The 24,703-nt window shown below is 66.4% G+C and carries 27 protein-coding genes; all 27 read right to left on the bottom strand.

The features are described from left to right. The 27 genes from PBN85_RS07100 to PBN85_RS06970 all read right to left on the bottom strand — a co-directional run bounded on the left by PBN85_RS07100 (position 1) and on the right by PBN85_RS06970 (position 24,699). Positions 1-1,656: a ribonuclease J gene (locus PBN85_RS07100; RefSeq protein WP_271300565.1), complete on the bottom strand. Its 1,656-nt coding sequence runs from the start codon at positions 1,654-1,656 to the stop codon at positions 1-3. Between the two features lie 54 nt (positions 1,657-1,710). Further along, on the bottom strand, positions 1,711-2,493 hold the full coding sequence (locus tag PBN85_RS07095; RefSeq protein WP_271300564.1) for a type III pantothenate kinase: 783 nt from the start codon (positions 2,491-2,493) through the stop codon (positions 1,711-1,713). A gap of 2 nt (positions 2,494-2,495) precedes the next feature. Then, entirely contained in the window at positions 2,496-3,212 is a 717-nt protein-coding gene (locus PBN85_RS07090) for a biotin--[acetyl-CoA-carboxylase] ligase (protein WP_271300563.1), read from the bottom strand. Next, positions 3,209-4,663, bottom strand: coding sequence for an NADH-quinone oxidoreductase subunit NuoN (nuoN, locus tag PBN85_RS07085; protein ID WP_037530734.1), 1,455 nt, complete (start codon positions 4,661-4,663; stop codon positions 3,209-3,211). Before nuoN ends, PBN85_RS07090 begins: the two co-directional genes overlap by 4 nt. Further along, a complete protein-coding gene (locus PBN85_RS07080; RefSeq protein WP_271300562.1) occupies positions 4,663-6,192 on the bottom strand; it encodes an NADH-quinone oxidoreductase subunit M in 1,530 nt (509 codons plus the stop codon). The genes nuoN and PBN85_RS07080 overlap by 1 nt, the downstream gene beginning before the upstream one ends. Then, positions 6,189-8,324, bottom strand: coding sequence for an NADH-quinone oxidoreductase subunit L (gene nuoL, locus PBN85_RS07075; protein WP_271300561.1), 2,136 nt, complete (start codon positions 8,322-8,324; stop codon positions 6,189-6,191). The genes PBN85_RS07080 and nuoL overlap by 4 nt, the downstream gene beginning before the upstream one ends. Positions 8,325-8,330: 6 nt before the next feature. Further along, entirely contained in the window at positions 8,331-8,639 is a 309-nt protein-coding gene (gene nuoK, locus PBN85_RS07070; protein ID WP_037530725.1) for an NADH-quinone oxidoreductase subunit NuoK, read from the bottom strand. Next, the gene (locus tag PBN85_RS07065) at positions 8,636-9,247 is read right to left on the bottom strand and encodes an NADH-quinone oxidoreductase subunit J (protein WP_037530722.1); all 612 of its coding nucleotides are present in this window, start codon (positions 9,245-9,247) and stop codon (positions 8,636-8,638) included. The genes nuoK and PBN85_RS07065 overlap by 4 nt, the downstream gene beginning before the upstream one ends. Positions 9,248-9,290: 43 nt before the next feature. After that, on the bottom strand, positions 9,291-9,776 hold the full coding sequence (nuoI, locus tag PBN85_RS07060; RefSeq protein WP_037530721.1) for an NADH-quinone oxidoreductase subunit NuoI: 486 nt from the start codon (positions 9,774-9,776) through the stop codon (positions 9,291-9,293). A 124-nt stretch (positions 9,777-9,900) separates the two neighbouring features. Next, positions 9,901-10,926: an NADH-quinone oxidoreductase subunit NuoH gene (gene nuoH, locus PBN85_RS07055; protein ID WP_152542065.1), complete on the bottom strand. Its 1,026-nt coding sequence runs from the start codon at positions 10,924-10,926 to the stop codon at positions 9,901-9,903. 26 nt (positions 10,927-10,952) lie between these two features. Beyond that, complete coding sequence (gene nuoG / locus PBN85_RS07050; RefSeq protein ID WP_271300560.1) at positions 10,953-12,956, bottom strand: NADH-quinone oxidoreductase subunit NuoG; 2,004 nt, start codon at positions 12,954-12,956, stop codon at positions 10,953-10,955. Beyond that, positions 12,956-14,260 carry an NADH-quinone oxidoreductase subunit NuoF gene (nuoF, locus tag PBN85_RS07045; RefSeq protein ID WP_037530715.1) on the bottom strand — a complete coding sequence of 435 codons (1,305 nt, stop codon included), beginning with the start codon at positions 14,258-14,260 and terminating at the stop codon, positions 12,956-12,958. The genes nuoG and nuoF overlap by 1 nt, the downstream gene beginning before the upstream one ends. Further along, a complete protein-coding gene (locus PBN85_RS07040) occupies positions 14,260-14,490 on the bottom strand; it encodes a hypothetical protein (protein ID WP_271300559.1) in 231 nt (76 codons plus the stop codon). The genes nuoF and PBN85_RS07040 overlap by 1 nt, the downstream gene beginning before the upstream one ends. Continuing rightward, positions 14,487-15,155, bottom strand: coding sequence for a complex I 24 kDa subunit family protein (locus PBN85_RS07035; protein ID WP_037530710.1), 669 nt, complete (start codon positions 15,153-15,155; stop codon positions 14,487-14,489). The genes PBN85_RS07040 and PBN85_RS07035 overlap by 4 nt, the downstream gene beginning before the upstream one ends. Beyond that, the gene (locus PBN85_RS07030; RefSeq protein ID WP_271300558.1) at positions 15,155-15,382 is read right to left on the bottom strand and encodes a hypothetical protein; all 228 of its coding nucleotides are present in this window, start codon (positions 15,380-15,382) and stop codon (positions 15,155-15,157) included. Before PBN85_RS07030 ends, PBN85_RS07035 begins: the two co-directional genes overlap by 1 nt. After that, positions 15,379-16,590: an NADH-quinone oxidoreductase subunit D gene (locus PBN85_RS07025; protein WP_037530924.1), complete on the bottom strand. Its 1,212-nt coding sequence runs from the start codon at positions 16,588-16,590 to the stop codon at positions 15,379-15,381. The genes PBN85_RS07030 and PBN85_RS07025 overlap by 4 nt, the downstream gene beginning before the upstream one ends. Positions 16,591-16,649: 59 nt before the next feature. Then, positions 16,650-17,504: an NADH-quinone oxidoreductase subunit C gene (locus PBN85_RS07020; protein ID WP_037530707.1), complete on the bottom strand. Its 855-nt coding sequence runs from the start codon at positions 17,502-17,504 to the stop codon at positions 16,650-16,652. Beyond that, positions 17,501-18,052: a NuoB/complex I 20 kDa subunit family protein gene (locus tag PBN85_RS07015; RefSeq protein WP_037530706.1), complete on the bottom strand. Its 552-nt coding sequence runs from the start codon at positions 18,050-18,052 to the stop codon at positions 17,501-17,503. The genes PBN85_RS07020 and PBN85_RS07015 overlap by 4 nt, the downstream gene beginning before the upstream one ends. Before the next feature lie 5 nt (positions 18,053-18,057). Further along, complete coding sequence (locus tag PBN85_RS07010; protein WP_037530704.1) at positions 18,058-18,432, bottom strand: NADH-quinone oxidoreductase subunit A; 375 nt, start codon at positions 18,430-18,432, stop codon at positions 18,058-18,060. Between the two features lie 191 nt (positions 18,433-18,623). Next, on the bottom strand, positions 18,624-19,436 hold the full coding sequence (locus tag PBN85_RS07005; RefSeq protein WP_037530702.1) for an inositol monophosphatase family protein: 813 nt from the start codon (positions 19,434-19,436) through the stop codon (positions 18,624-18,626). Between the two features lie 207 nt (positions 19,437-19,643). Next, positions 19,644-20,207 (bottom strand): elongation factor P, encoded by a 564-nt coding sequence (gene efp, locus PBN85_RS07000; protein ID WP_037530700.1) that lies wholly within the window; start codon positions 20,205-20,207, stop codon positions 19,644-19,646. 63 nt (positions 20,208-20,270) lie between these two features. Continuing rightward, a complete protein-coding gene (locus PBN85_RS06995; RefSeq protein ID WP_271300557.1) occupies positions 20,271-20,864 on the bottom strand; it encodes a M23 family metallopeptidase in 594 nt (197 codons plus the stop codon). A gap of 157 nt (positions 20,865-21,021) precedes the next feature. Then, positions 21,022-22,026, bottom strand: coding sequence for a L,D-transpeptidase family protein (locus PBN85_RS06990; protein WP_443026782.1), 1,005 nt, complete (start codon positions 22,024-22,026; stop codon positions 21,022-21,024). Between the two features lie 77 nt (positions 22,027-22,103). Then, on the bottom strand, positions 22,104-22,403 hold the full coding sequence (locus PBN85_RS06985; protein WP_271300555.1) for a hypothetical protein: 300 nt from the start codon (positions 22,401-22,403) through the stop codon (positions 22,104-22,106). Positions 22,404-22,548: 145 nt separating this feature from the next. Continuing rightward, entirely contained in the window at positions 22,549-23,232 is a 684-nt protein-coding gene (gene thiE / locus PBN85_RS06980) for a thiamine phosphate synthase (protein WP_037530690.1), read from the bottom strand. Further along, positions 23,229-23,771 carry a hypothetical protein gene (locus tag PBN85_RS06975; RefSeq protein ID WP_051583178.1) on the bottom strand — a complete coding sequence of 181 codons (543 nt, stop codon included), beginning with the start codon at positions 23,769-23,771 and terminating at the stop codon, positions 23,229-23,231. The genes thiE and PBN85_RS06975 overlap by 4 nt, the downstream gene beginning before the upstream one ends. A gap of 4 nt (positions 23,772-23,775) precedes the next feature. Next, positions 23,776-24,699: a class I fructose-bisphosphate aldolase gene (locus PBN85_RS06970; RefSeq protein WP_037530689.1), complete on the bottom strand. Its 924-nt coding sequence runs from the start codon at positions 24,697-24,699 to the stop codon at positions 23,776-23,778. Positions 24,700-24,703: the final 4 nt, after the last annotated feature.

Genomic DNA, 24,703 nt, shown 5'->3' with positions numbered 1-24,703 from the left:
TCAGGCCTCGACGATCAGCACGTCGACGACCGGCTTCTTGCCGGTCCAGCGCGTCGCGACGCGGCGCACCGCCAGGCGGATATCCTCGCGGCGGCGATCGATCTCGCGCTTCTGGCCCTTCATCGCCTCGGCCGCCGCCTCGGCGGCATCCTCGACGAAGGCGGCGCGATCCTCTTCGACCGGCACGCCCTGGACGCGGATCTGCGGGCGACCGAGCGCGCGCCCGTCACGACCGATCGCGACCGCGACCGAGATCTGGCCGTTGATCGCAAGCCGGCGCCGCTCGTTGATCGTCGAACCGTCCGCCGGAAGGATGACGTCACCGTCGAGCACCAGCCGGCCGACTCCGGCATTGCCGATCTTCTCGACCTTGCCGGGCAGCAGCCGCAGGATGTCGCCGTCGCTCTGCACGATCGACTGCGGCACGCCCTCGCTCAGCGCGAAGCGGGCATGTTCCATCATATGGCGCATCTCGCCATGCACCGGCACCAGCACCTCCGGCCGGATCCACTTGTACATCTGCGACAGTTCGGGGCGGCCGGGGTGGCCCGAGACGTGGACGTGCGCCTGACGCTCGGTGATCATCACCACGCCCTTGGCGGCCAGCGTATTCTGGATCTTGCCGATCGCGACCTCATTGCCGGGGATCTGCTTCGACGAGAAGATCACCGTATCGCCGAAATCGAGCTTGATCGTATGCGATCCGTCGGCGACGCGGGCGAGCGCCGCGCGCGGTTCGCCCTGACCGCCGGTGGCGACGATCAGCACCTTGTTCTTCGGCAGGCGCATCGCCGTCTCGGGATCGACCGTCTCGGGGAAGTCGCCGAGATAGCCGGTCGCGCGCGCCACCTTGAGGATCCGGTCGAGCGAGCGGCCGGTGACGCACAGTTTGCGCCCCGTCTCCTTAGCCACCTCACCCAAGGTATGCAGCCGCGCCGCGTTCGAGGCGAAGGTCGTGACGAGCACCCGCCCCTTGGCGCGGCCGATCTGCTCGGCGAGGCCGACCCGCACCGACGCTTCCGACCCCGAAGCCTCGGCGTTGAAGACGTTGGTCGAATCGCACACCAGCACGTCAACGCCGGCATCGCCGATGCGGGTCAGCTGCGCCGGGCTGGTCGGCTTGCCGATCACCGGCGTCGGATCGAGCTTCCAGTCGCCGGTGTGGAAGACGCGGCCCGCCTTGGTCTCGATGACCAATGCATTGGGCTCGGGGATGGAATGCGACAATTCGATGAAGCTGACGCCGAACGGCCCGATCTGCACGCCGGCGATGCCGCCGTCCTTGGCGGGCTGGATGACGCGCAGCTTGACGCGATGGGCGTTGCCCTCTTCCTCCAGCTTGCCACGGATCAGCCCGGCGGTGAACGGCGTCGCATAGAGCGGCACGCCGAGGTCTTCCGCGAGATAGGGCAACGCGCCGATATGGTCCTCATGACCATGGGTCAGCACGATGCCGACGAGGTCGCCCAGGCGATCCTCGATGAAGGACAGGTCGGGCAGGACGATGTCGATCCCCGGATAGGCGGCATCGGCGAAGGTCACGCCGCAATCGACCATCAGCCATTTGCCGGCATGGCCGTAAAGATTGACGTTCATGCCGATCTCGCCGGAGCCGCCCAGGGCACAGAAGAGAAGTTCGTTGGTCTTGGGAGTCATTTAGGTCTTTCAAAGAGTGTCGCCCGGCGGGCCGAAGATTGGCGCGAGCGCGTCTCAGGCAATATGGGCGTTTTGGTACATGATCGCCAGCCCCTGGATCGTCAGGTCGGGCTCGATGACGTCGAATACGTCGGTATGTTGTTCGAACAGGGTGGCGAGGCCGCCGGTGGCGATGACTTTGACCGGTCGCCCGATCTCCGCCTTCATCCGCGCCACCAGCCCCTCGATCATCGCGATATAGCCCCAATAGATGCCGATGTTCATCTGATCGACGGTGTTGCGGCCGATCACGCTGCCGTTGCCGCGCGGCGCCTCGATCGCGATCCGCGGCAGTTTCGCGGCGGCGCTGACCAGCGCGTCGAGCGACAGGTTGATCCCCGGCGCGATGATCCCGCCCTTGTAGGTGCCGGCATAGTCGCTCGAATCGAAGGTCGTCGCGGTGCCGAAGTCGATGACGATCAGGTCGCCGTCATGCAGCGCATGCGCCGCGATCGTATTGACTGCGCGATCGGCGCCGAGGGTCTGCGGCTCGTCGACGTCGATCGCCATGCTCCACGGCACCGGCGCGCGGCCGGCGATCAGCGCCTCGCTGCCGAAATATTTCTGCGCGAGCACCTGCAGATTGTGCAGCGCGCGCGGCACGACGGTGGCGATGATCACCGCCTCGATCGCGCTGCGTTCATAGCCTTCGAGCGCGAGCAACTGGCTGAGCCAGACGGCATATTCGTCAGCGGTGCGGCGCGGATCGGTGGCGATGCGCCAGCGCGCCTTGATCGTTCGCCCCTTGACCAGCGCGAAGACGACATTGGTGTTGCCGGCATCCACCGCGAGCAGCATCGCTAATCCTTCAGGACAGATACGTCGGCGGCGTGAATGACATGCCGTTGGCCCGAGGCCAAGTGGAGGATCAGCGCGCCATCCGCCTCGAGCCCCGCGAACAGCCCGTCGCGGCTGCTGCCGTCGGGCAGCCGGACGTGGAGCGGCGTGCCGACCGGATGCGCCGCCGCCAGCCAGCCATCACGGACCGGCGCCATCCCCTGCCCCCGCCAGATCGCGAGCCATCGCGCGAAGACCTCCGCCAGCTCCTCGGTGAAGACGGCCGCAGCGACCGGCGCGCCCTGCGCCGCCAGGCTGGTGGTCGGGCGATCGGCAAGATCGGGGTGATGCGCGAGATTGACCCCGATGCCGACGACGACCGCATCGCCGCTGCGTTCGAGCAGGATGCCTGACAGCTTGGCCTCGCCGATCAGCAGGTCATTGGGCCATTTCAGCGTCGCGGCCGGACCGCCGACTGGCAGGACCGCACCGACCGCCTCGTGCAGCGCGACCGCGGCGACCAGCGCGAGCGTCGCCGGCGGCGGATCGTCGTGGCTGAGCCGGACGAGCGTGCTGGCATAGAGATTGCCCGGCTCCGACACCCAGGCCCGACCGAGCCGCCCCTTGCCGTCCGTCTGCCGGTCGGCGCGGAGCCAGAGCCCCTCCGCCGCGCCGTCACGCGCGAGGAGGAGCATATCGGCGTTGGTCGAGCCGGTGGCGGCGACCGTGCGGATCGTCAAATCGCCGGGAACAGCGCGTGCGCCGCACTCATCGTCCAGCCGCCGAGCAGCGGGATGGCGAGATAGCCGAGCGGCGACACGAACGCGGCGGTCAGCGCGATCAGACCGCCCTCGATCGGGCTGTTGCCCTTGACGAACGCCGGGGCCGGCTCGTCAAAGTACATCGTCTTTACGACGCGCAGATAATAATAAGCACCGATCGTCGAGGCGGCGATACCGACCACCGCGAGCGGGAACAGTCCGGCGCGCACCGCCGCATCGAACACCGCGAACTTGGCGTAGAAGCCGAACAGCGGCGGGATGCCGGCGAGGCTGAACATGAAGATCGCCAGCGCCGCGGCGAGACCCGGGCGAGTCCGCGACATGCCGGAGAGCGCCGCGATGCTCTCAATCGGCTGACCGTCCTCGCCGCGCATCTGCAACACGATCAGGAACGAGCCGAGCGTCATCGCGATATAGATGGTCATGTAGATCAGCACGCCCGAAACACCCTCGGGCGTTCCCGCGGCGAGACCGACGAGCGCGAAGCCGACGTTATTGATCGACGAATAGGCGAGCAGCCGCTTGATGTTGGTCTGGCCGATCGCCGCCACCGCGCCGAGTACGATCGAGGCGAGCGCGGCGAAGATGACGATCTGGCGCCACTGATCGGTCGCCGGACCCATTGCCTCGACCGCGACGCGGACCGCGAGGCCCATCGCCGCCACCTTGGGCGCCGAGGCGAAGAAGGCGGTGACCGGGGTCGGCGCGCCTTCGTAGACGTCGGGCGTCCACATATGAAACGGCACCGCCGAGATCTTGAACGCGATACCGGCGAAGACGAACACCAGCCCGAACAGCAGCCCGAGCGACTGCGGCCCGGCGTAAGCGGCGGCGATGCCGCTGAACAGCGTCGTCCCCGAGAAGCCGTAGACGAGGCTGATGCCGTAGAGCAGGATGCCGCTCGCCAGCGCGCCGAGCACGAAATATTTGAGGCCCGCCTCCGCCGACCGCGTGTCGCGACGCATGAAGCTCGCCAGCACATAAGCGGCAAGGCTCTGCAATTCGAGGCCGACGTACAGCGTCAGCATGTCGCTGGCCGAGACCATCAGGCCCATGCCGGCGGCGGAAAGCAAAATCAGGACCGGATATTCGGGGCGCAGATCGTCGCCGTGCGTGCGCTCGAAAAAGTCCGGCGCCATGATGATCCCGACCGCCGCTGCGATGAAGATCAGCACCTTGGCGAAAGCGGCGAAGGCATCGGCGCGGTAGAGGCCGTCGAAGGCCGCCCCGCCGTAACTGGCCGGGCCGATCAGCGCGAGGCAGGCGCCGGCGAGGATCGCGACCGCGGCCCAGGAGATGGCGCGCGTCGACGCCGGGCCGCCCCAGGCGGCGACCAGCATCAGGATGATCGCCCCCGCCCCGAGGATCAGCTCGGGCAGGGTCATGGCGAGATTGGCGGCGTAATCCATCAGTGGGTCATTCCGTGGGCGGCCGGCGCGGCGGCGAGGGGCTTGCCGGCAGTCGGCTGGGAGTCGGACGGGGGCGCCGCGCGATCGATGCGGGCGAGCAGCACGCCGACATCCTTGCGCATCGGCGCCATGAAGCTCTCGGGATAGACACCCATCCACAGAGCGACCGCGGCGATCGGCGCGAGCAGCCACAATTCCCGGTGCGACAGATCCTCCATCGCGCGCGTGTCGTCGGACTTGAGCTCGCCGAAGACGACGCGGCGGTAGAGGTAGAGCATATAGGCCGCACCGAGGATGATGCTCGTCGTGCACAGCAGGGCGATCCAGGTCGACACCTGATAGGTGCCCATCAGCGACAGGAATTCGGCGACGAAGCCGCTGGTTCCCGGCAGGCCGATCGACGCCATGGTGAAGAACAGGAAGAACAGCGCGTAGCGCGGCATGTTGATCGCCAGACCGCCGTAGCGGCTGATCTCGCGGGTATGCAGCCGGTCGTAGATCACGCCGACGCACAGGAACAGCGCGCCCGACACCAGCCCGTGGCTGAGCATCATGATCATCGCGCCCTCGATCCCCTGCCGGTTGAAGGCGAACAGGCCGATCGTGACGATCGCCATATGCGCGACCGACGAATAGGCGATCAGCTTCTTCATGTCCGACTGCACCAGCGCGACGAGGCTGGTGTAGATCACCGCCACCGCCGACAGGCCGAAGATCAGCCAGGTCAGCTGGCCCGATGCCTCGGGAAACATCGGCAGGCTGAAGCGCAGGAAGCCATAGCCGCCGAGCTTGAGCAGCACGCCCGCCAGGATCACCGATCCCGCGGTCGGCGCCTGCACGTGCGCATCTGGCAGCCAGGTGTGGACCGGCCACATCGGCATCTTCACCGCGAAGGAGGCGAAGAAGGCGAGCCACAACCAGGTCTGGACGTGCGCCGGGAAGTCGAAGGTCTGCAACGCCGGGATGCTCGACGTGCCCGCGGTCTGCGCCATGTAGAGCATCGCGACGAGCATCAGCAGCGAGCCGAGCAGCGTGTAGAGGAAGAACTTGTAGGAGGCGTAGATCCGGTTCACCCCGCCCCAGATGCCGATGATCAGATACATCGGGATCAGGCCGGCTTCGAAGAACAGGTAGAAGAGGAACAGGTCCTGCGCCGCGAAGGTGCCGATCATCAGCGTCTCGGTGAACAGAAACGCCGCCATATATTCCGGCACGCGGTTGGTCACCGACCGCCAGCTCGCCCCGATGCAGATCGGCATCAGGAAGACGCTGAGCATGATCAGCATCAGCGCGAAGCCGTCGATGCCGAGGTCCCAGCGGAAGAAGCCGAACGACGGCCCGTGCTCGACGAACTGCCATTGCGCGCCGCCGATGTCGTAATTCGCCCACAGCAGGATGCCGAGCGCGAGATCGACGAAGGTGGCGGCGAGCGCGAGCAGGCGCGCGGTCGCGGCGGGGACGAACAGGCAGGCGATCGCCGCAACCGCGGGGATCAGCAGCATGATCGAGAGGATGGGCAGCCCGCTCATTGTGCGATCGCCCAGGTGACGACGGCGGTGAGACCGATCAGCATGACGAAGGCATAAGTATAGACATATCCGTTCTGGAGCCGGCCCGCGAGCCGGCTGGAGAGCTGCACCACCCAGGCCGAGCCGTTCGGCCCGAACCGGTCGATCGTCTGCTCGTCACCGCGGTGCCACAGCAGACGGCCGATGGCGAAGGCGGGACGGACGAAGAGCAGGTGATAGAGTTCGTCGAAGTAATATTTGTGAACGAGGAAGCGGTAGAGGATGCGGAACTGCTCCGCCACCGCCGCCGGGAAGCTCGGCGCCTTGATATAGGCATACCAGGCCGTCGCCAGTCCGATCAGCATCGCGATCGTCGCCGACAGCTTCACCGGCACCGGCACCTCGTGCATCGCATGCATCAGATGCTCACGGAAGGCGATGTCGCCCTTCCAGAAGCTCTCGCCCGCGCTCGGCTCGATAAAATAGCCGTGGAAGACGAAGCCGGCCGCGATCGCGCCGATCGACAGGATGACCAGCGGCACCAGCATCGGCCACGGGCTTTCGTGCGGATGATAGCCGCCGGTGCCGGCGGGCAGGTCCTGCTGCGACGCGCCGTGCACCGACGGGCGATCGCCGCTGTCCTCGGCCTGCGCCGGATTGGCACGCGCCTCGTCAGGATGATGCGAGTCATGTCCGTGCGCGTCGTGCCCATGGTCGTCATGGCCATGGCCATGCGCGTCGTGCAGGGCATGCTGGATATGCTCGGACGCGGCCCAGCGCGGCGTGCCCCAGAAGGTCAGGAACATCAGCCGCCACGAATAGAAGCTGGTGATCAGCGCAACGAGCACGCCGACGAACCAGACGCCGGGCTCGCCCGCCGCCCAGCTCGCCTCGATGATCGCGTCCTTCGAGTGGAAGCCGGCGAAGCCGATGGCGAGCGGATTGCCGAACAGCGCCGGCAGGCCGACGCCGGTGATCGCCAGCGTCCCCATCATCATGCCCCAGAAGGTCAGCGGAATGCTTTTCCGCAGGCCGCCGTAATAGCGCATGTCCTGCTCATGGTGCATCGCATGGATCACCGAGCCGGCGCCGAGGAACAGCAAGGCCTTGAAGAAGGCGTGCGTGAACAGGTGGAACATCGCCGCGCCATAGGCGCCGACGCCCGCGGCGAAGAACATATAGCCGAGCTGCGAGCAGGTCGAATAGGCGATGACGCGCTTGATGTCGGTCTGCACCATGCCCACCGTCGCGGCGAACAGACAGGTCGCGGCGCCGACGCCCATCACGACGTGGAGCGCGGTCGGCGACATTTCGAACATCGGCGACAGGCGGCACACCATGAACACGCCCGCGGTGACCATCGTCGCCGCATGGATCAGCGCCGACACCGGGGTCGGTCCTTCCATCGCGTCCGGCAGCCAGGTGTGCAGGCCGAGCTGCGCCGACTTGCCCATCGCGCCGACGAACAGCAGCAGGCAGAGCACCGTCATCGTATCGGCACGCATGCCGAGGAAGCCGATCGTCGAGCCGGCCATCGTCGGCGCGGCGGCGAGGATCGCCGGGATTGAGACGGTGCCGAACACCAGGAAGGTGCCGAAGATGCCGAGCATGAAGCCGAGATCGCCGACGCGGTTGACGACGAACGCCTTGATCGCGGCGGCATTGGCGCTCGGCTTGCGGAACCAGAAGCCGATCAGCAGATAGCTGGCGAGACCGACGCCTTCCCAGCCGAAGAACATCTGCACCAGCGTGTCCGCGGTGACGAGCATCAGCATCGCGAAGGTGAACAGCGACAGATAGGCGAAGAAGCGCGGCTGATCCGGGTCCTCGCTCATATAGCCCCAGCTATAGAGGTGGACGAGCGCCGACACGCTGGTGATCACCACCAGCATGATCGCGGTCAGCTGGTCGACGCGGAGCGACCAGTCGACCGCCATGTCGCCGCTGACGATCCAGGTCAGCACCGGCACGACGGTCGCCGTGTTGGTGCCGGCGAGGAAGCCGAGGAAGATCGGCCAGCTCAGCAGGCACGAGGCGAACAGCGCGCCGGTGGTGATCGCCTTGGCCGGCACGAAGCCGATCGCCTTGTTGCCAAGCCCGGCGACCACCGCCGCGAGCAGCGGCAGGAAGACGATGAGGAGGATGGAGTGCACCGGTATTTAGCCCTTCATCCGATTGACGTCGTCGACCGCGATGGTGCCGCGGCCACGGAAATAGATCACCAGGATCGCCAGCCCGATCGCCGCCTCGCCGGCGGCGACGGTCAGCACGAACATCGCGAAGATCTGGCCGACCAGATCGTGCAGATAGGCGGAGAAGGCGACGAGGTTGAGGTTCACCGCCAGCAGGATCAGCTCGATCGCCATCAGGATGACGATCAGGTTCTTCCGGTTGAGGAAGATGCCGAGCACGCCCATCGTGAACAGGATCGCGGCGACGACCAGATAATGGATAAGGCCGATAGTCACAGTTGAACCCCCTGGCCGACCGGCGGCTGGACGTTGCGCGTCGCATCCTCGGGACGGCGCGCATTCTGGCGGCTGATGTTCTGCCCGCGCACGCCGCCACGCTGGCGGTGCGTCAGCACGATCGCGCCGATCATCGCGACGAGCAGGACGAAACCCGCCGCCTCGAACACGAACAGATAGCGCGTGTAGAGCAGCTGCCCCATCGCCTGGATGTTGGGCACCGCGGTGTCGGTCGGCGCTAGGCGGCGACTGACCTGCAAGGTGCCGGCGCTCCACGCCTTGATGCCGATGACGATCTCGATCAGCAGCCCGGCGGCGAGCGCCAGCCCGAGCGCGGCGTAGCGCGCGATACCGGCGCGCAGCTGCGCGACCTCGATATCGAGCATCATCACCACGAACAGGAACAGCACCGCGACCGCACCGACATAGACGATGACGAGCAGCATCGCGATGAACTCGGCGCCGACGAGCACCATCAGCCCCGCCGCATTGAAGAAGGCGAGGATCAGCCACATCACCGAATGGACCGGATTGCGCGACGAGATCGTCATCGCTCCCGAACCGATCACGATGATCGCGAAGAGATAAAAGGCGATGGCCTGGATCACGATTTGGTCGGCCCCCTAAGCCCGAAAACGAATGCGGCGCGCATTAACGGTATGGCGCATCGGCGGCAAGGTTCGCCGCGATCGACCGCTCCCAGCGATCGCCATTGTCGAGCAGCTTGGCCTTGTCGTAGATCAGCTCCTCGCGCGTCTCGGTCGAATATTCGAGGTTCGGCCCCTCGACGATCGCATCGACCGGGCAGGCTTCCTGGCACAGGCCGCAGAAGATGCACTTGGTCATGTCGAGATCGTAGCGCGTCGTGCGGCGGCTGCCGTCGTCGCGCGGCTCGGCCTCGATCGTGATCGCCTGCGCCGGGCACACCGCCTCGCACAATTTGCAGGCGATGCAGCGTTCCTCGCCATTCGGATAGCGACGCAGCACGTGCTCGCCGCGGAACCGCGGGCTCACCGGGTTGCGCTCATAGGGATAGTTGATCGTCGCCTTGGGCTTGAAGAAATACTTCAGCGTGAGGGCGTGCGCTTTCACGAACTCCCACAAGGTGAACGACTTGATGATCTGTCCGACGCTCAAGAGCCCAATCCCATCATTCGGTCGATCAACACGACCATCAATCCGATCCCGACGCCCGCAAGCGCCCGGTCACGCAAGGCCTGCGGCCTGAGGCCGCGGGCCGTCATCCATTCGCTGGCGCGGCTCATCCCGCGACCGGGACGCGCATCAGCATCAGCACGCCCGACACCAGGAACACCCAGAACAGCGACAGCGGCAGGAACACCTTCCACCCCAGCCGCATCAGCTGGTCGTAGCGGTAGCGCGGCACCGTCGCCTTGACCCAGCTGAACACGAAGAAGAAGAACAGCATCTTGGCGAACAGCCAGATGATCCCCGGCACGTAATAGAGCGGCGCCCAGTCGATCGGCGGCAGCCAGCCGCCCCAGAACAGCGTCGCGTTGAGCGCGCACATCAGCAGCACGTTGGCATATTCGCCGAGCCAGAACAGCGCGAAACTCATCGAGCTATATTCGGTCTGATAGCCGGCGACGAGCTCGCTCTCCGCCTCGGTCAGATCGAACGGCGCGCGCTGCGTTTCCGCGAGGCTGGAGATGAAGAACATCACCGCCATCGGGAACAGCAGCGGATTGATGCCGAACGCGTTGATGTGGAGGTTGAGCGTGCTCTGCTGCGCCATGACGATGCCGCTGAGATTGAACGTCCCCGCCCACATCACCACCGAGATCAGGATGAAGCCGATCGCGACTTCATAGCTGACCATCTGCGCCGCGGCGCGCAGCGCCGAATAGAAGGGATATTTCGAGTTCGACGCCCAGCCCGACAGGATCACGCCATAGACGCCGAGCGACGAGGCGGCGAGCACATAGAGCAGACCGACGTTGATGTCGGCGAGCACCACGCCCGCACCGAACGGCACCACCGCCCAGACGATCAGCGCGACCGTGAAGGTGATGATCGGCGCGAGCAGGAACAGCCCGCGATTGGCCGCGGCCGGAACGATCGTTTCCTGAAGGAACACCTTGAGGCCGTCGGCGAACGACTGGAGCAGGCCGAACGGCCCGACGACGTTCGGGCCGCGGCGCAGCGCCATCGCCGCCCAAATCTTGCGATCGGCGTAGATGATCATCGCCACCGCCAGCATCAGCGGCAGCGCGATGACCAGGATCCCGATGATCGTCGCGACGAACCAGGCCCAGCCGTAGGACATGCCGACGGTCGTGTTGAAGAAGTCAGTCACTCCGCCGCCTCCGCGAACGTCTCGCCATGGACCAGTTCGGCCGAGCAGCGCTGCATCGTCGGCGATGCGCGGCAGATGGCATTGGTCAGATAGAAATCCTTGATCGGATAGCCCGACAGGCTGCCCTGCCCGGCCGTGTCGAGCAACGGCGGGTTCCAGTCGAACGCCACCAGCGTGTTAACGTGACGCAGCGCCGGCACCTCGGTCGCCATCGCCTCGCGCAGGCCGGCAAGGCTGTCGAACGGCAGCGTCGCCCCGAGCACTTCGGACAAGGCACGGAAGATCGTCCAATCCTCGCGCGCATCGCCCGGTGCAAACACCGCGCGCTCGCCGCGCTGGACCCGACCCTCGGTGTTGACCCAGGTGCCCGACTTCTCGGCATAGGTCACGCCCGGCAGGATGACGTCGGCATGATGCGCGCCGGCGTCGCCGTGGTGGCCGACATAGACCTTGAAGCCGCCGAACTTGGTGTAATCCACCTCGTCCGCGCCGAGGAAGAAGGTCACCGCCGCATCGGTGACGTCGGCGATGCCGCCCGCCTGGGCATAGCCGAGCATCAGCCCGCCCATCCGGCTCGCCGCCATATGGACGACGTTATAGCCGTTCCAGCCCTCGCGCACGAGGTTGAAGCGCTTGGCGAAGTCGAGCGTCGCGCCATGGCCGCCCTTGAGCGCCGCCCCGCCGACGATGATCAGCGGCGCCTTGGCCTCGCCGAACAGCGTCGCGACCGCCTCGGGCAGGTTGCCGAGCAGCGACAGGTCGCTGCCGAGCCATTCGACCTTATAGGTCAGCTCGGTCTCGGGCCCGATCGCGAAGACCTTGGCGCCCTTCTTGATCGCCTTGCGGATGCGCGTGTTCACCAGCGGCGCTTCCCAGCGCAGATTGGTGCCGACGAGCAGGATCGCATCGGCCTGTTCGACCCCGGCGATCGTCGTGTTGAAATTGACCGCGGCGAGGCTCGACGTGTCATAGGCCATGCCGGTCTGCCGGCCTTCGAGCTTGGTCGAGCCGAGCTTGGCGAGCAGCGCCTTGGCCGCATACATCGTCTCGCAGTCGACAAGATCGCCCGCGACAGCGGCGACGTTCGAGCCAGCCGCCGCGACACGGTCCTTGATCACCGCGAACGCTTCGTCCCAGCTCACCGGCGCGAGCTTGCCGTCGCGCCGCACATAGGGGCGATCCAGCCGGCGACGGATCAGGCCGTCGACGTGATGGCGCGTCTTGTCATGTGCCCATTCCTCGTTGACGTCCTCGTTGATGCGCGGGACGCAGCGCAGCACCTGGCGGCCGCGGCTGTCGAGGCGGATGTTGGTGCCGACCGCATCCTGCACGTCGATCGTCAGCGTCTTCTTGAGCTCCCAGGGCCGCGCCTCATAGGCATAGGGCTTGCTGGTCAGCGCGCCGACCGGGCACAGATCGACGACGTTGCCGCTCAGCTCGCTGGTCACCGCCTGTTCGAGATAGGAGGTGATCTGCATGTCCTCGCCGCGATAGATCGCGCCGATCTCCTCGACCCCGGCGACCTCTTCGGCGAAGCGGACGCAGCGGGTGCACTGGATGCAGCGGGTCATGATCGTCTTGACGATCGGACCCATATATTTCTCGGTCACCGCGCGCTTGTTCTCGGTGTAGCGGCTGTGGCCCTTGCCATAAGCGACCGACTGGTCCTGCAGATCGCACTCGCCGCCCTGATCGCAGATCGGGCAGTCGAGCGGATGGTTGATCAGCAGGAATTCCATCACGCCTTCGCGCGCGTTCTTCACCATCGGCGTGGTGGTGAACACTTCCTGATTGTCCGCGGCGGGCAGCGCGCACGATGCCTGCGGCTTCGGCGGCCCCGGCTTCACCTCGACGAGGCACATGCGGCAATTGCCGGCGATCGACAGCCGCTCGTGATAGCAGAAGCGCGGGATTTCCTTGCCCGCGGCTTCGCACGCCTGGAGGACCGTCGCGCCCTGCGGCACCTCGACCTCGATCCCGTCTACTTTCAGCTTGGGCATTATTCGGCAGCTTCCTGCATCGGGGCGAGATCGCCACCGCTACGTTCGATGATCCGGCGCTCGATCTCCGGCCGGAAGTGACGGATCAGACCCTGGATCGGCCAGGCCGCGGCGTCGCCGAGCGCGCAGATCGTATGGCCCTCGACCTGCTTGGTGACCTGCTGCAGCGTGTCGATCTCGGCGATGTCGGCGTCGCCGGTGCGCAGCCGCTCCATCACCCGCCACATCCAGCCGGTGCCTTCGCGACACGGCGTGCACTGGCCGCAGCTCTCATGCTTGTAGAAATAGGAGATGCGGCTGATCGCGCGGACGATGTCGGTCGACTTGTCCATGACGATCACCGCCGCGGTGCCGAGGCCCGAACCGACCGCCTTCAGCCCGTCGAAGTCCATCGGCGCATCGATGATGTCCTTGGCGGGCACCAGCGGCACCGACGAGCCGCCCGGGATCACCGCGAGCAGATTGTCCCAGCCGCCGCGGATGCCGCCGCAATGCGTCTCGATCAATTCGCGGAAGCTCAGCCCCATCGCGTCCTCGACCACGCACGGCTTATTCACATGGCCGCTGATCTGATAGAGCTTGGTGCCCTTGTTGTTCTCGCGCCCGAAGCTCGAGAACCACGCCGCACCGCGACGCAGGATCGTCGGCGCGACCGCGATCGACTCGACGTTGTTGACCGTCGTCGGGCAGCCATAGAGGCCGGCACCCGCCGGGAACGGCGGCTTGAGCCGCGGCTGGCCCTTCTTGCCTTCGAGGCTTTCGAGCATCGCGGTCTCTTCGCCGCAGATATAGGCGCCGGCGCCGCGATGGACGAAGACGTCGAAGTCATAGCCCGACCCGCTGGCGTTCTTGCCGATCAGCCCCTTGTCATAGGCTTCGGCGACCGCCGCGAACAGCGTCTCCGCCTCGCGGATATATTCGCCGCGGATGTAGATATAGGCGGCGCGCGCGCGCATCGCATAGCCCGCGATCAGCGCGCCCTCGATCAGCTTGTGCGGATCGTGACGGATGATCTCGCGGTCCTTGCACGAACCCGGCTCCGACTCGTCGGCGTTGATGACGAGGAAGTTCGGCCGGTCGGGCTTGGGCTCCTTGGGCATGAACGACCATTTGGTGCCGGTCGGGAAGCCCGCGCCGCCACGGCCGCGCAGCCCGCTCGCCTTGATCACGTCGATGATCGCGTCCTGGCCGAGCGCCATCAGCGCCTTGGTATTGTCCCAGTCGCCCCGCTTCAGCGCCGCCTCGAGGTTCCACGGCTGGAACCCGTAGACGTTGGTGAAGATGCGGTCCTTGTCAGCAAGCATCAGGCGTGTCCGTCCACTAGGTCAAGGCGCTGCTTGACGCGGCGCATGTCGCTCGACAAGCCGTCGACACCCTGCTGCACGGCAGCCAAGTGGGTGTCGATACCGAGCAAGCGGTGCTCCATCGCGGTCTGCCGCAACTCCATGTTGACGATCCGGTCCTTCACGTCGGCCATGTCGCCACGAATGCCGCGCAGCATCTCGGTGATAAAGCGGGTATCCTCTACGGTCATGCCCACTCACTCCGATAATCGTGGTTGGCGTCGACCATCGCGGTCAGCGTCGTCGGGCCGCCTTCGGGGCAGCTGGTCTGGCGGCCGATCGTCGATCCGGTGCGGGGCGTCTCGCCATTGGCGAGCGCTTCCAGCACCGCGACGGTCCGGTCGTAATCCAGATCCTCGTAATTGTCGTCGTTGATCTGCACCATCGGCGCATTGGCGCAGGTGCCGAGGCATTCCACCTCGGTCAGCGTAAACATGCCGTCCGGCGTCGTCCCGCCCTTGACCAGCCCGCGGTTCTTGCACGCGGCGAGCACATCGTCCGACCCGCGCAGCATGCACGGCGTCGTCCCGCAGACCTGCACGTGGTAGCGGCCGACCGGCGCCAGGTTGAACATCGTGTAGAAGGTCGCGACCTCGAACACGCGCATATACGGCACGCCGATCTGGCGCGCGACGAACTCGATCACCGGCACGGGCAGCCAGCCCTGCGTCTGAGTCTCCGCACCGACCTGGCGCTGCGCCAGATCGAGGAACGGGATCGACGCCGATTGCTCGCGCCCCTTGGGATAGCGCGCGAGAATCTCGTTCGCCTTCCGCTGATTCTCTTCGGTCCAGGCGAAGCTGCCCCAGCGTGCGCGGGTTTCAGCCTCGTCGGGGATATGTGCTGCTTCGGCCATTATTCTCCACCCCGCAATTCCATGCGGCGCTCCACACGGGTCAGCCGCTCATCGAAGCGGTCCATTCGCGCATTCAATCCGGATACCGACAGAACGAGATTGCCGATATGCTCCTCGACGACCGTCATCCGCAACTTCACATCATGCATGTCGCCCTCGATATTCGACAGCCGGTCGTCGATACGACGCAGCCGTTCCAATATCAGGTTCTCGACATCCTCCGTCACCGGTCGCACTCACCGAACACGATATCCATCGCCCCCAGGATCGCGGTCGTATCCGCGAGCATATGACCGCGGCTCATGAAATCCATCGCCTGCAGATGGCTGAACGCGGTCGGCCGGATCTTGCAGCGATAGGGCTTGTTCGAGCCGTCGGCGACGAGGAACACGCCGAACTCGCCCTTCGGGCTTTCGGTCGCGACATAGACCTCGCCGGCGGGGACGTGATAGCCCTCGGTGTAGAGCTTGAAGTGATGGATCAGCGCTTCCATCGACTGCTTCATCTCGGCGCGCTTGGGCGGCACGACCTTGCGGTCGGTCGAGGCGATCGGCCCCTCGGGCATATCGCGCAGGCACTGCTTCATGATCCGCGCCGATTGGCGAACCTCCTCGACGCGCACCATGAAGCGATCGTAGCAATCGCCGCGCGTGCCGACGGGAACGTCGAACTCCATCCGGTCGTAGACGTCATAGGGCTGCGACTTGCGCAGGTCCCACGGAATGCCCGCCGCGCGGATCATCGGGCCCGAGAAGCCCCAGGCGATCGCATCCTCGCGGCTGACCGTCGCGATATCGACGTTGCGCTGCTTGAAGATGCGGTTGTCCGCGACGAGGCTGATCGCATCCTCGAACAGCCGCGGCAGACGCGTGTCGAGCCAGTCGGCGATATCGGTCAGCAGCTTGAGCGGCACGTCCTGATGGACGCCGCCCGGCCGGAAGTAATTGTGATGCATCCGCGCCCCGGTGGCGCGCTCGAGGAAGCCGTAGCAATCCTCGCGGATCTCGAACATCCACAGGTTCGGCGTCATCGCGCCGACGTCCATGACGTGGCTGCCGAGGTTGAGCATGTGGTTCGAGATACGGGTCAGCTCGGCGAAGAAGACGCGCAGATACTGGGCGCGCAGCGGCACCTCGATATCGAGCAGCTTCTCGATCGCGAGCACGAAGGTATGCTCCATGCACGCGGGCGAGCAATAATCGAGCCGGTCGAAATAGGGGATCGCCTGGGCGTAGGTCTTGTATTCGATCAGCTTCTCGGTGCCGCGATGGAGCAGGCCGACGTGCGGATCGATCCGCTCGATGATCTCGCCGTCGAGTTCCATCACCAGCCGCAACACGCCATGCGCCGCCGGATGCTGGGGACCGAAGTTGATCGTGTAATTCTGGATCGTGACGTCACCCTCGGTCGGATGCGCCGGGCTGGTGACGTGCATCAGCTCGTCGACATAGGGATCGACACTGTGTGTGGCGGGCGCGACGTGCGTGTCCTGGCTCACTGATTCTGTCCTCCACCCTTGGTCGGCACGACGTCCGAATCCTTGGGCTTGTCCTCGCGCGCATTCCCCGGATCGCGCTCGCCGGCGCCGGTGTTGGCGGTGCCGGAGGTGTCGTTCTTGGCATAGGGTTCGCTGCCGGCCCTGGGCGCCTGCGTCGGGGTGCGCGCGGCATCGGCCTTGGCGATGTCGTCGGCCTTGAGCGGCGTCGGCGCGCCCTTCGCCTCGGGCAGCATGCCCTTCTCGTCGCCGGGAAGCACGTAAGCGGCGCCCTCCCACGGGCTCTGGAAGTCGAAGTTGCGGAAATCCTGCGCCAGCTTGACCGGCTCGTAGATCACCCGCTTCGCCTCTTCCGAATAGCGCATCTCGACGAAGCCCGAGAGCGGGAAGTCCTTGCGCTGCGGATGACCGCGGAAGCCGTAATCGGTGAGGATGCGACGCAGGTCGGCATTGCCGGTGAATAGCACGCCGTACATGTCGTACACCTCGCGCTCGAGCCAGCCGGCGACCGGCCAGATCCCCGTCACCGACGGCACCGGCTTGACGTCGTCGGTCGAGACATGGACGTGGAGGCGGTGGTTGCGGGTCAGCGAGAGCAGGCAATAGACCACCTCGAACCGTTCGGGACGGTCCGGATAATCGACGCCGGCGATCTCCATCAGTTGCTGATATTCGAGGCCAGGCGTGTCGCGCAGCTTAGTCAGCGCATCGACGATCGCGGTGCGCTCGACGTACAGCGCGATCTCGCCGACCTGCTCGACCGCGTCGAGCAAAGCCGCGCCGAGCGTCGCGCGCACGGTCTCGATCGTCTCGCCGTTGAGGTCGGCGGCCCAGGCGGGAGCGGGCGCCCTCACCGTTCGATGCTCCCCTGGCGGCGAATCTTCCGCTGAAGCTGCATGATGCCGTAGAGCAACGCCTCGGCGGTCGGCGGGCAACCGGGGACGTAGATGTCGACCGGCACGACGCGATCACAGCCGCGCACGACCGAATAGCTGTAATGGTAATAGCCGCCGCCATTGGCGCAGCTGCCCATCGACACGACGTATTTCGGCTCCGACATCTGGTCGTAGACCTTGCGCAGCGCCGGCGCCATCTTGTTGCACAAGGTGCCGGCGACGATCATCACGTCCGACTGGCGCGGCGACGCGCGCGGCGCAGCGCCGAACCGTTCGAGGTCGTAGCGCGGCATGTTGACGTGGATCATCTCGACCGCGCAGCAGGCGAGGCCGAAGGTCATCCACCACAACGAGCCGGTGCGCGCCCATTGGAACAGCTCCTCGGTCGAGGTGACGAGGAAGCCCTTGTCGTTGAGCTCGCCGTTGAGGCTGTCGAAGAAACCCTGATCGGGCGGCACCACCGAGGTGGGCGCCGCCGAGCGGGCGAGTTCTACCGGTCCGGACATAGGGGTCATTCCCAATCCAACGCTCCCTTTTTCCAGGCATAGACGAGGCCCAGGGCCAGTTCGCCGATGAAGATCATCATGGAGATCCATGCGGTCCAGCCGATGCTGAAGACCGAGACTGCCCAAGGATATAGGAACGCGGCTTCGAGATCGAAGATGATGAACAGAATGGCGATCAAATAAAATCGCACGTCGAACTGGCTGCGCGGATCCTCGAAGGCGGGGAAACCGCATTCATATTCCGACAGCTTCTGCTCGTTGGGCTTGTCGGTGCCGGTCAGCCGGGCGACGAGCATCGGCAGGAACACGAACGTGCTCGACAGTGCCAGGGCGACGCCCAGGAAGAGCAGGATGGGCAGATATTGCGACAGATCGACCAAGAGACTTCTCGCAGGTGCGAAGGATGTGGGGGCCGCTTTAGGCCTCCGGGCGAGCACGGGCAAGGCCGCGAACCGCCTGCGAATCACTCTCAATTGATCGCGACGACGGGGGCGATATCGCCCCGCCCCCGCCCGATGCTGGGAGCGCTCCATCCCCTCCGCCGGGACGGGGACAGAGGCAGGCCTTGCGCTTAGCGCAGTGCGCCGGCGACCAGCTTGTGCAGCTTGACGTGCAGGCCGTCATTGGCGGCGAGGAACTCGTTGCGCTCCATCGCCCGGTCGGCGCCGCGGAAGTCGGTGACGTAGCCGCCGGCCTCCTTGACCAGCAGCATGCCCGCGGCGGCGTCCCAGGGCTTGAGCCCCGATTCCCAATAGCCGTCGAACCGGCCCGCCGCGACCCAGGCGAGATCCAGCGCCGCCGCACCGAAGCGGCGGATGCCGGCGACCTCGGGGGCGATCGCACCGAAGATGCGGCTCCACTGGACGAAATCGCCATGGCCGAGGAACGGGATGCCGGTCGCGATCAGCGCTTCCGACAGATCGCGCCGCGCCGAGACGCGCAGCCGCTGGTCGGTGAGCCACGCGCCGCGCCCCTTCTCTGCCCAGAAGCTCTCGTCGGTGAGCGGCTGGTAGACCAGGGCCGTGGTGATCTCACGCTTGCCCGCCGGGGTCGGCTCCTCGACCGCGATCGAGATGGCGAAATGCGGGATACCGTGCAGGAAGTTGGAGGTGCCGTCGAGCGGATCGATGATGAAGCGCGGCTTGTCGGGATCCCCCGCGACCTCACCGCCCTCTTCCATCAGGAATCCCCAGTCCGGGCGCGCGCGGCGCAATTCGTCGAACAGCGTCTGTTCGGCGCGCTTGTCGGCGATCGACACGAAGTCGGCAGGCCCCTTGCGGCTGACCTGGAGGTGCTGGACCTCGTTGAAGTCGCGGCGCAGCGCCGTGCCGGCCTTGCGCGCGGCGCGTTCGATGACGGTGAAGAGGCCGGAATGGGAGGGCATAAGTCTTCTCTATACCCCTCTCCCACCGGGAGAGAGTTGCGGGGTAGGTCATGCCCCGGGCATGACCTGAATCACGCGGGGCGTAGTCCACCCCGCAGCTGGGCCCGCCGCCGCAGGCGGTGGGAGGGTGAGGCCGGAAGAAGGACCTGCCCTCACCCGACCTCGTAACATTCGGCCACCCTCTCCCGCAGGGAAAGGGATAGGTCGTCAGTCCGCCCGGCGGACGTAGGTCTGTTCGTAGACGTCGACGACGATGCGCGTGCCCGCGCCGATATGCGGCGGCACCATCACGCGCACGCCATTGTCGAGGATCGCCGGCTTGTACGACGACGATGCGGTCTGGCCCTTCACCACCGCATCGGCCTCGACGATCATCGCCTCGATCGTGCTCGGCAGTTCGACCGAAATCGGCTTTTCGTCATAGAGTTCGAGCACCACGTCCATGCCGTCCTGCAGGAAGGCCGCAGCATCGCCGAGGATACCGGCATCGAGCGTGATCTGCTCGTAATTGTCCTTGTCCATGAAGGTCAGCGCATCGCCGTCGCGGAACAGGAACTGGAAGTCCTTGGTGTCGAGGCGGACGCGCTCGACCGTTTCGGCGGAGCGGAAGCGGACGTTGTTCTTGCGGCCGTCGATCAGGTTCTTCATCTCGACCTGCATATAGGCGCCACCCTTGCCGGGCTGCGTATGCTGGATCTTGACGGCGCGCCAGATGCCGCCCTCATATTCGATGATGTTGCCGGGACGGATGTCCACGCCGCTGATCTTCATGGATCTGAACCTATTGGAAAGAGCGAGAGAGGCGCGCGTCCGGCGCACGCCCGGTCGCGCTCCTTACCGTCCCTGCCCGCGCGCGGCAAGCAGCGGAAAGGGATTGACGTCTATGCCCTGGTGCCAGCGTTCGTCCGGCCGCATCCGCTGCAGGCCGAAATGAAGATGATAATTGCCGGGTCCGGCGTCGCCGGTGTCGCCGACGAAACCGATCGGCTCGCCCGCCCGCACCCCCTGCCCCTCGTGCAGGCCCGGCGCATAACCGGAGAGGTGCGCGTAATAATAGATCCAGCGCCGGTCCAGCGAACGGACATAGGCGGTGGTGCCGCCGAGATTCGACTGGAACAGCTTCTCGACCGTCCCTGCCGCCGCGGCGACGACGGGCGTGCCGGCGGCGGCGGGAATATCCGTTCCGTGATGCCCGCGCGTGCCGCCGCCGCGTGCGTCGTTCCAGCTGTCGACGATCGCCTCGCGCCGCACGCCCTTCACCGGCACGGTGAGCAGCGCGGCGCTGGCGGCAGGCGGCGACGATGGCAAAGGCTGCGTCACCGCCGTGTCGAGGCGGCGATGACGGGCGGTGCCGAAGCTGGTCATCGCGGCGAACCCCGCGGCAACGAGGACGAAGACCGTGAGGACGATCCAGCCGAAACGGGTCATGCCACGGACCCCGGGGCGCGTCGCGGCGGGCGGCTAGCTTCCGACCACGATCCAGCGCGCATCCCGCGATCCGTCATATCATCCCCTGCCCGTCGCGGCCGGTATCGTCGCGACAACCGCCTGCCCTCATTATAGCCGCCGCCATACCGGCGCCCGCTCACGCCTTGAACACCGCCTTGGTGCCCGGCCTGACCATCTGTGCGAGCCGCGCCGCATCCCAGTTGGTCAGGCGGATGCAGCCATGGCTCTCGGTTCGGCCGATCAGTTCGGGATGCGGCGTGCCGTGGATGCCGTAATGCTCCTTCGACAGGTCGAGCCAGACGACGCCGACCGGTCCATTCGGCCCCGGCGGCAGCATCTCCTTCTCGTCGCCCGTCTTGGCATCCCAGAACAGCGCCGGATTATAGTGGAATTTGGGGTTATAGTCGGCGCCGTTGATCGTCCAGCGGCCGAGCGGCAGCGGATCGTGCTGCGACCCCATCGTCGCGCTGAACTGCGCGATCAGACGATCGTCCTTGTCGAGGACGCGCAGCACCTTGTCCGACTTGTCGACGATGATGTGGTCGGCGGTCGGCTGACGCGCGTCGACGTTGAGCATAGCGAGCGTCTGCCGCCAGTGATCGGGCAGCTTGGGGTCATAGGCGCGGCTCGCGGGCAGCACATTGGGGACGATGATCGCATCGCCGACCTTGAGCCGGGTGTCGGGCGAGTTGAGCGCGATCAGCACCGCCGGCTGGGTGTGGAACATCTCCGCCAGCTTCTCCATCGGCGTCGCATAGCCGATGCCCGGCAGCTTCGCCTGTTCGCCATAATCCCTCGGCAGCGGATTGTAATAGGGACCGGCGAGCGCCTCGCGCGTCACCACGAAGCGCGCGGTCGGGCGCTTGGCGCGATAGGGATAGAGCGCCTGCAAGGTCGCCGCGTCGGGCTTGCCGGTACGCGGCAGGCCCTTCGCCTCCTGGAAGCCCTTGAGCGCCGCGGCGAGCGACTGTCCGCCCTTGCCGTCGATCACCCCGGGGCCGAAGCCGAGCGAGTCGAGGATGACCTGGACGTGGAGGATGGTGCGGTCGATCGCCGGCGCGCTCTGTACGGCCGGCCGCTGCTGCGCCGCCGTCGGCGCGGCGATCGCCATGCCTGCGAGCCAGGCCGCTGCCATTGCCATCCTCATGCCGCCGTCCTTTCCGACCGTTACGCTGGTGGATCAAACGGCCGAAGCGCCGGCGGGTTGCCTGCCGCGCCCTATCCCACCGGAGCCGGGTGCGCAGGCTCCCCCGCCATCGCCCGCAACCGCCCGCAGGCCTGCGCGCGCTGTCCCGGCTGCGTGGTGGCGATCCGCCGCACGGCGAGCGCGAGCGCGGCGGCATAGGTCGCCTCGAAGCGCGGCACCGGCCAGCCGTTGCGCACCGCCAGCGACTGCAACCGGGTCTTCGCCGCGATCAACGGCGGCGGGACGCGCATCGTGCAGGCTTGCGACAAGGCGGCGAGACCGGCATGCGCGGCGATGCTCGGCGTCACATAGTCACGCCGTTGTTGCGCCACCGCCTTCGAGGTCGTGAGGACGCCCGCCGCAACCAGCCAACCGACCGCGGCCCACACCAATACTTTCAACACTTTACAAAACCCCACCCGTTTCCCCGGGGAGGATTGTACAATCTGCCGCGGCGTCGCCGCAAGACTGTCGGCGTCAGCCCGCCAGCACCGCCGCGAAAGCGCGCACCGCCGCCGCCTCGTCACCGCCCCAGACCGCGCCCGACACGGCGAGGAAATCGGCGCCCGCCGTCACCAGCGCGGGTGCGTTGACCGGGGTGATGCCGCCGATCGCGACGCTCGGCAGTTCGAACATCGACGCCCACCACGACAGGATCGACGGATCGGCATGATGCTCGACCGTCTTGGTCGTCGTCGGGAAGAAGGCACCGAAGGCGACATAATCCGCGCCGGCCTCGCCCGCCTCCATCGCGAGATGACGGCTGTCGTGGCAGGTCACGCCGATCTGCACGGTCGGCCCGAGCGCGTCGCGCGCCTCGCGCGGATCGCCGTCCTCCTGGCCGAGATGCACGCCGTCGGCGCCGAGCCGCTTGGCCAGCGCGATACTGTCGTTGACGATGAACGCAACCTCGCGATCGGCGCAGATCCGCTGCAGCGGCTCGGCCAGCTTGGCGGCACTATGCTGGTCGACATCCTTGATGCGCAGCTGGAAGGCCGCGACCGGCCCGGCGTCGAGCGCGCGCGCGAGCCGGTCGGCGAAGCCGCCGGTGACGTCGAGCGGCGAGATCAGATAGAGCTGGCACGGCGGCCGGCGGTCGGCACGCTCGAAATGCGCGGCGAAATCAGGGTCGAGCGGGCCCAGCGGATCGTCTTCGGTCATCGCTGAGCGCCTAGCGCCTTCCACGCCGCGACGAAAGCGGCAGGATCATCGAGCCGGTGCGCGATCGTGACGATGCCGCGACGTCCCGGCAGCGGCCGGCGCAGATCGACGACGACGTTGGGATAGGCGAGCAGCGCGAGGTTCAGCGTCGAACGCTGCTTCAGCGCCGCCGCGGGCAGCGACGGCCTCAGTCCGGCGATGGCGTCGCGGGGGATATCGACACGCCGGATCGTGCCCACCTGCATCACCAGCCGCGCGTGATCGAGCAGCACGGGGCGACGCTTCATCATCAGCAAGGCGCGCACCAGCCAGGCCAGCGCCGCCAGCGTGACGGCGGACACGGCCAGCGCCACCGGACGGCTCCACAGCGCGACGAGCAGATGCGTGACCGCGAGCTCGATCGAACCAATCACAACCAGCATCCACAACAAGGGCGCCACCGAGCGATGATAGGCGAAGCGCTGCGGCAGGTCGAGTACAGCTGCGGTCGCAGCCGCGCCGGGCGGATCGTGATCCGGCTCCGACGCGGCGTACGTCATCGCGTCAGGCCGCCTCGCCCTTGTAGATGGCGATCAGCTTGCCGAGCATGTCGAGCGCATCCTCGCGGCTGCGCTGGAAGGTGTTGCGGCCGATGATCGAACCGTTGCCGCCGCCGGCGAGGATGTCGCGCGCGTCCTGATAGACGGCATCCGCCCCCTTCGCCGCGCCGCCCGAGAAGACGACGATGCGCCGGCCGGCGAAGCTCGCCTGGACGACGTGACGGACGCGATCGGCCTGGTTCGACCAGTCGGTGCCTTCGTAGACACGCTTGGCCTCTTCCTGCTCGATATGCGCGGAGGGCAGCTTGACCTTGATGATATGCGCGCCAAGCAGCGCCGCCATATGCGCGGCATAGGCGCCGACATCGAGCGCGAGCTCGCCGTCCTTGCTGAGCTTGCCGCCGCGCGGATAGCTCCAGATCACCGTGGCGATGCCGACCGACTTGGCCTCCTCGCTCAGCTCGCGGATCTCCTCCATCTGCTCGAAGATCGCGTCCGATCCCGGATAGATGGTGAAGCCGATCGCCGCGCAACCGAGCCGCAGCGCATCCGAGACGCTCGCCGTCACCGCCTGATCGATGCTCGTCGCCCAGCTGTTCGAGCTGTTCATCTTGAGGATGGTCGGGATCTGCCCGGCGAAGGTATCCGCCCCCGCCTCGAGCGGGCCGAGCGGCGCGGCATAGGCCGACAGGCCGGCGTCGACCGCGATCTGGTAATGATAGTGCGGATCATAGGCGGGCGGGTTGACCGCGAAGGAGCGTGCCGGCCCGTGCTCGAACCCCTGGTCGACCGGCAGGATCACCAGCTTGCCGGTGCCGCCCAATTTGCCGTGCATCAGGATGCGGGCGAGGTTCGCCTTCACCGCCGGGCTGGTCGCTTCATATTTGTCGAGGATCGCCTTGACGGCGGGCGTGACGTTGGTGGTCATGGGT

The organism is Sphingomonas sp. CV7422, from assembly GCF_027945725.1.
Taxonomy (GTDB): domain Bacteria; phylum Pseudomonadota; class Alphaproteobacteria; order Sphingomonadales; family Sphingomonadaceae; genus Sphingomonas; species Sphingomonas kyungheensis.
The sequence above is the reverse complement of the archived record's forward strand: the minus strand, read 5'-3'. Positions and strand labels throughout refer to the sequence as shown.

Bases quoted from the DNA above. Each gene is read 5' to 3' on its own strand.
- PBN85_RS07100 (WP_271300565.1), bottom strand. From the start codon at position 1,656: ATGACTCCCAAGACCAACGAACTTCTCTTCTGTGCCCTGGGCGGCTCC.
- PBN85_RS07095 (WP_271300564.1), bottom strand. From the start codon at position 2,493: ATGCTGCTCGCGGTGGATGCCGGCAACACCAATGTCGTCTTCGCGCTG.
- nuoN (WP_037530734.1), bottom strand. From the start codon at position 4,663: ATGGATTACGCCGCCAATCTCGCCATGACCCTGCCCGAGCTGATCCTC.
- PBN85_RS07080 (WP_271300562.1), bottom strand. From the start codon at position 6,192: ATGAGCGGGCTGCCCATCCTCTCGATCATGCTGCTGATCCCCGCGGTT.
- nuoH (WP_152542065.1), bottom strand. From the start codon at position 10,926: ATGTCCTACGGCTGGGCCTGGTTCGTCGCGACGATCATCGGGATCCTG.
- nuoG (WP_271300560.1), bottom strand. From the start codon at position 12,956: ATGCCCAAGCTGAAAGTAGACGGGATCGAGGTCGAGGTGCCGCAGGGC.
- nuoF (WP_037530715.1), bottom strand. From the start codon at position 14,260: ATGCTTGCTGACAAGGACCGCATCTTCACCAACGTCTACGGGTTCCAG.
- PBN85_RS07040 (WP_271300559.1), bottom strand. From the start codon at position 14,490: ATGACCGTAGAGGATACCCGCTTTATCACCGAGATGCTGCGCGGCATT.
- PBN85_RS07035 (WP_037530710.1), bottom strand. From the start codon at position 15,155: ATGGCCGAAGCAGCACATATCCCCGACGAGGCTGAAACCCGCGCACGC.
- PBN85_RS07025 (WP_037530924.1), bottom strand. From the start codon at position 16,590: ATGCACGTCACCAGCCCGGCGCATCCGACCGAGGGTGACGTCACGATC.
- PBN85_RS07015 (WP_037530706.1), bottom strand. From the start codon at position 18,052: ATGTCCGGACCGGTAGAACTCGCCCGCTCGGCGGCGCCCACCTCGGTG.
- PBN85_RS07005 (WP_037530702.1), bottom strand. From the start codon at position 19,436: ATGCCCTCCCATTCCGGCCTCTTCACCGTCATCGAACGCGCCGCGCGC.
- efp (WP_037530700.1), bottom strand. From the start codon at position 20,207: ATGAAGATCAGCGGCGTGGACATCCGTCCCGGCAACATCATCGAATAT.
- PBN85_RS06995 (WP_271300557.1), bottom strand. From the start codon at position 20,864: ATGACCCGTTTCGGCTGGATCGTCCTCACGGTCTTCGTCCTCGTTGCC.
- PBN85_RS06990 (WP_443026782.1), bottom strand. From the start codon at position 22,026: ATGGCAATGGCAGCGGCCTGGCTCGCAGGCATGGCGATCGCCGCGCCG.
- thiE (WP_037530690.1), bottom strand. From the start codon at position 23,232: ATGACCGAAGACGATCCGCTGGGCCCGCTCGACCCTGATTTCGCCGCG.
- PBN85_RS06975 (WP_051583178.1), bottom strand. From the start codon at position 23,771: ATGACGTACGCCGCGTCGGAGCCGGATCACGATCCGCCCGGCGCGGCT.
- PBN85_RS06970 (WP_037530689.1), bottom strand. From the start codon at position 24,699: ATGACCACCAACGTCACGCCCGCCGTCAAGGCGATCCTCGACAAATAT.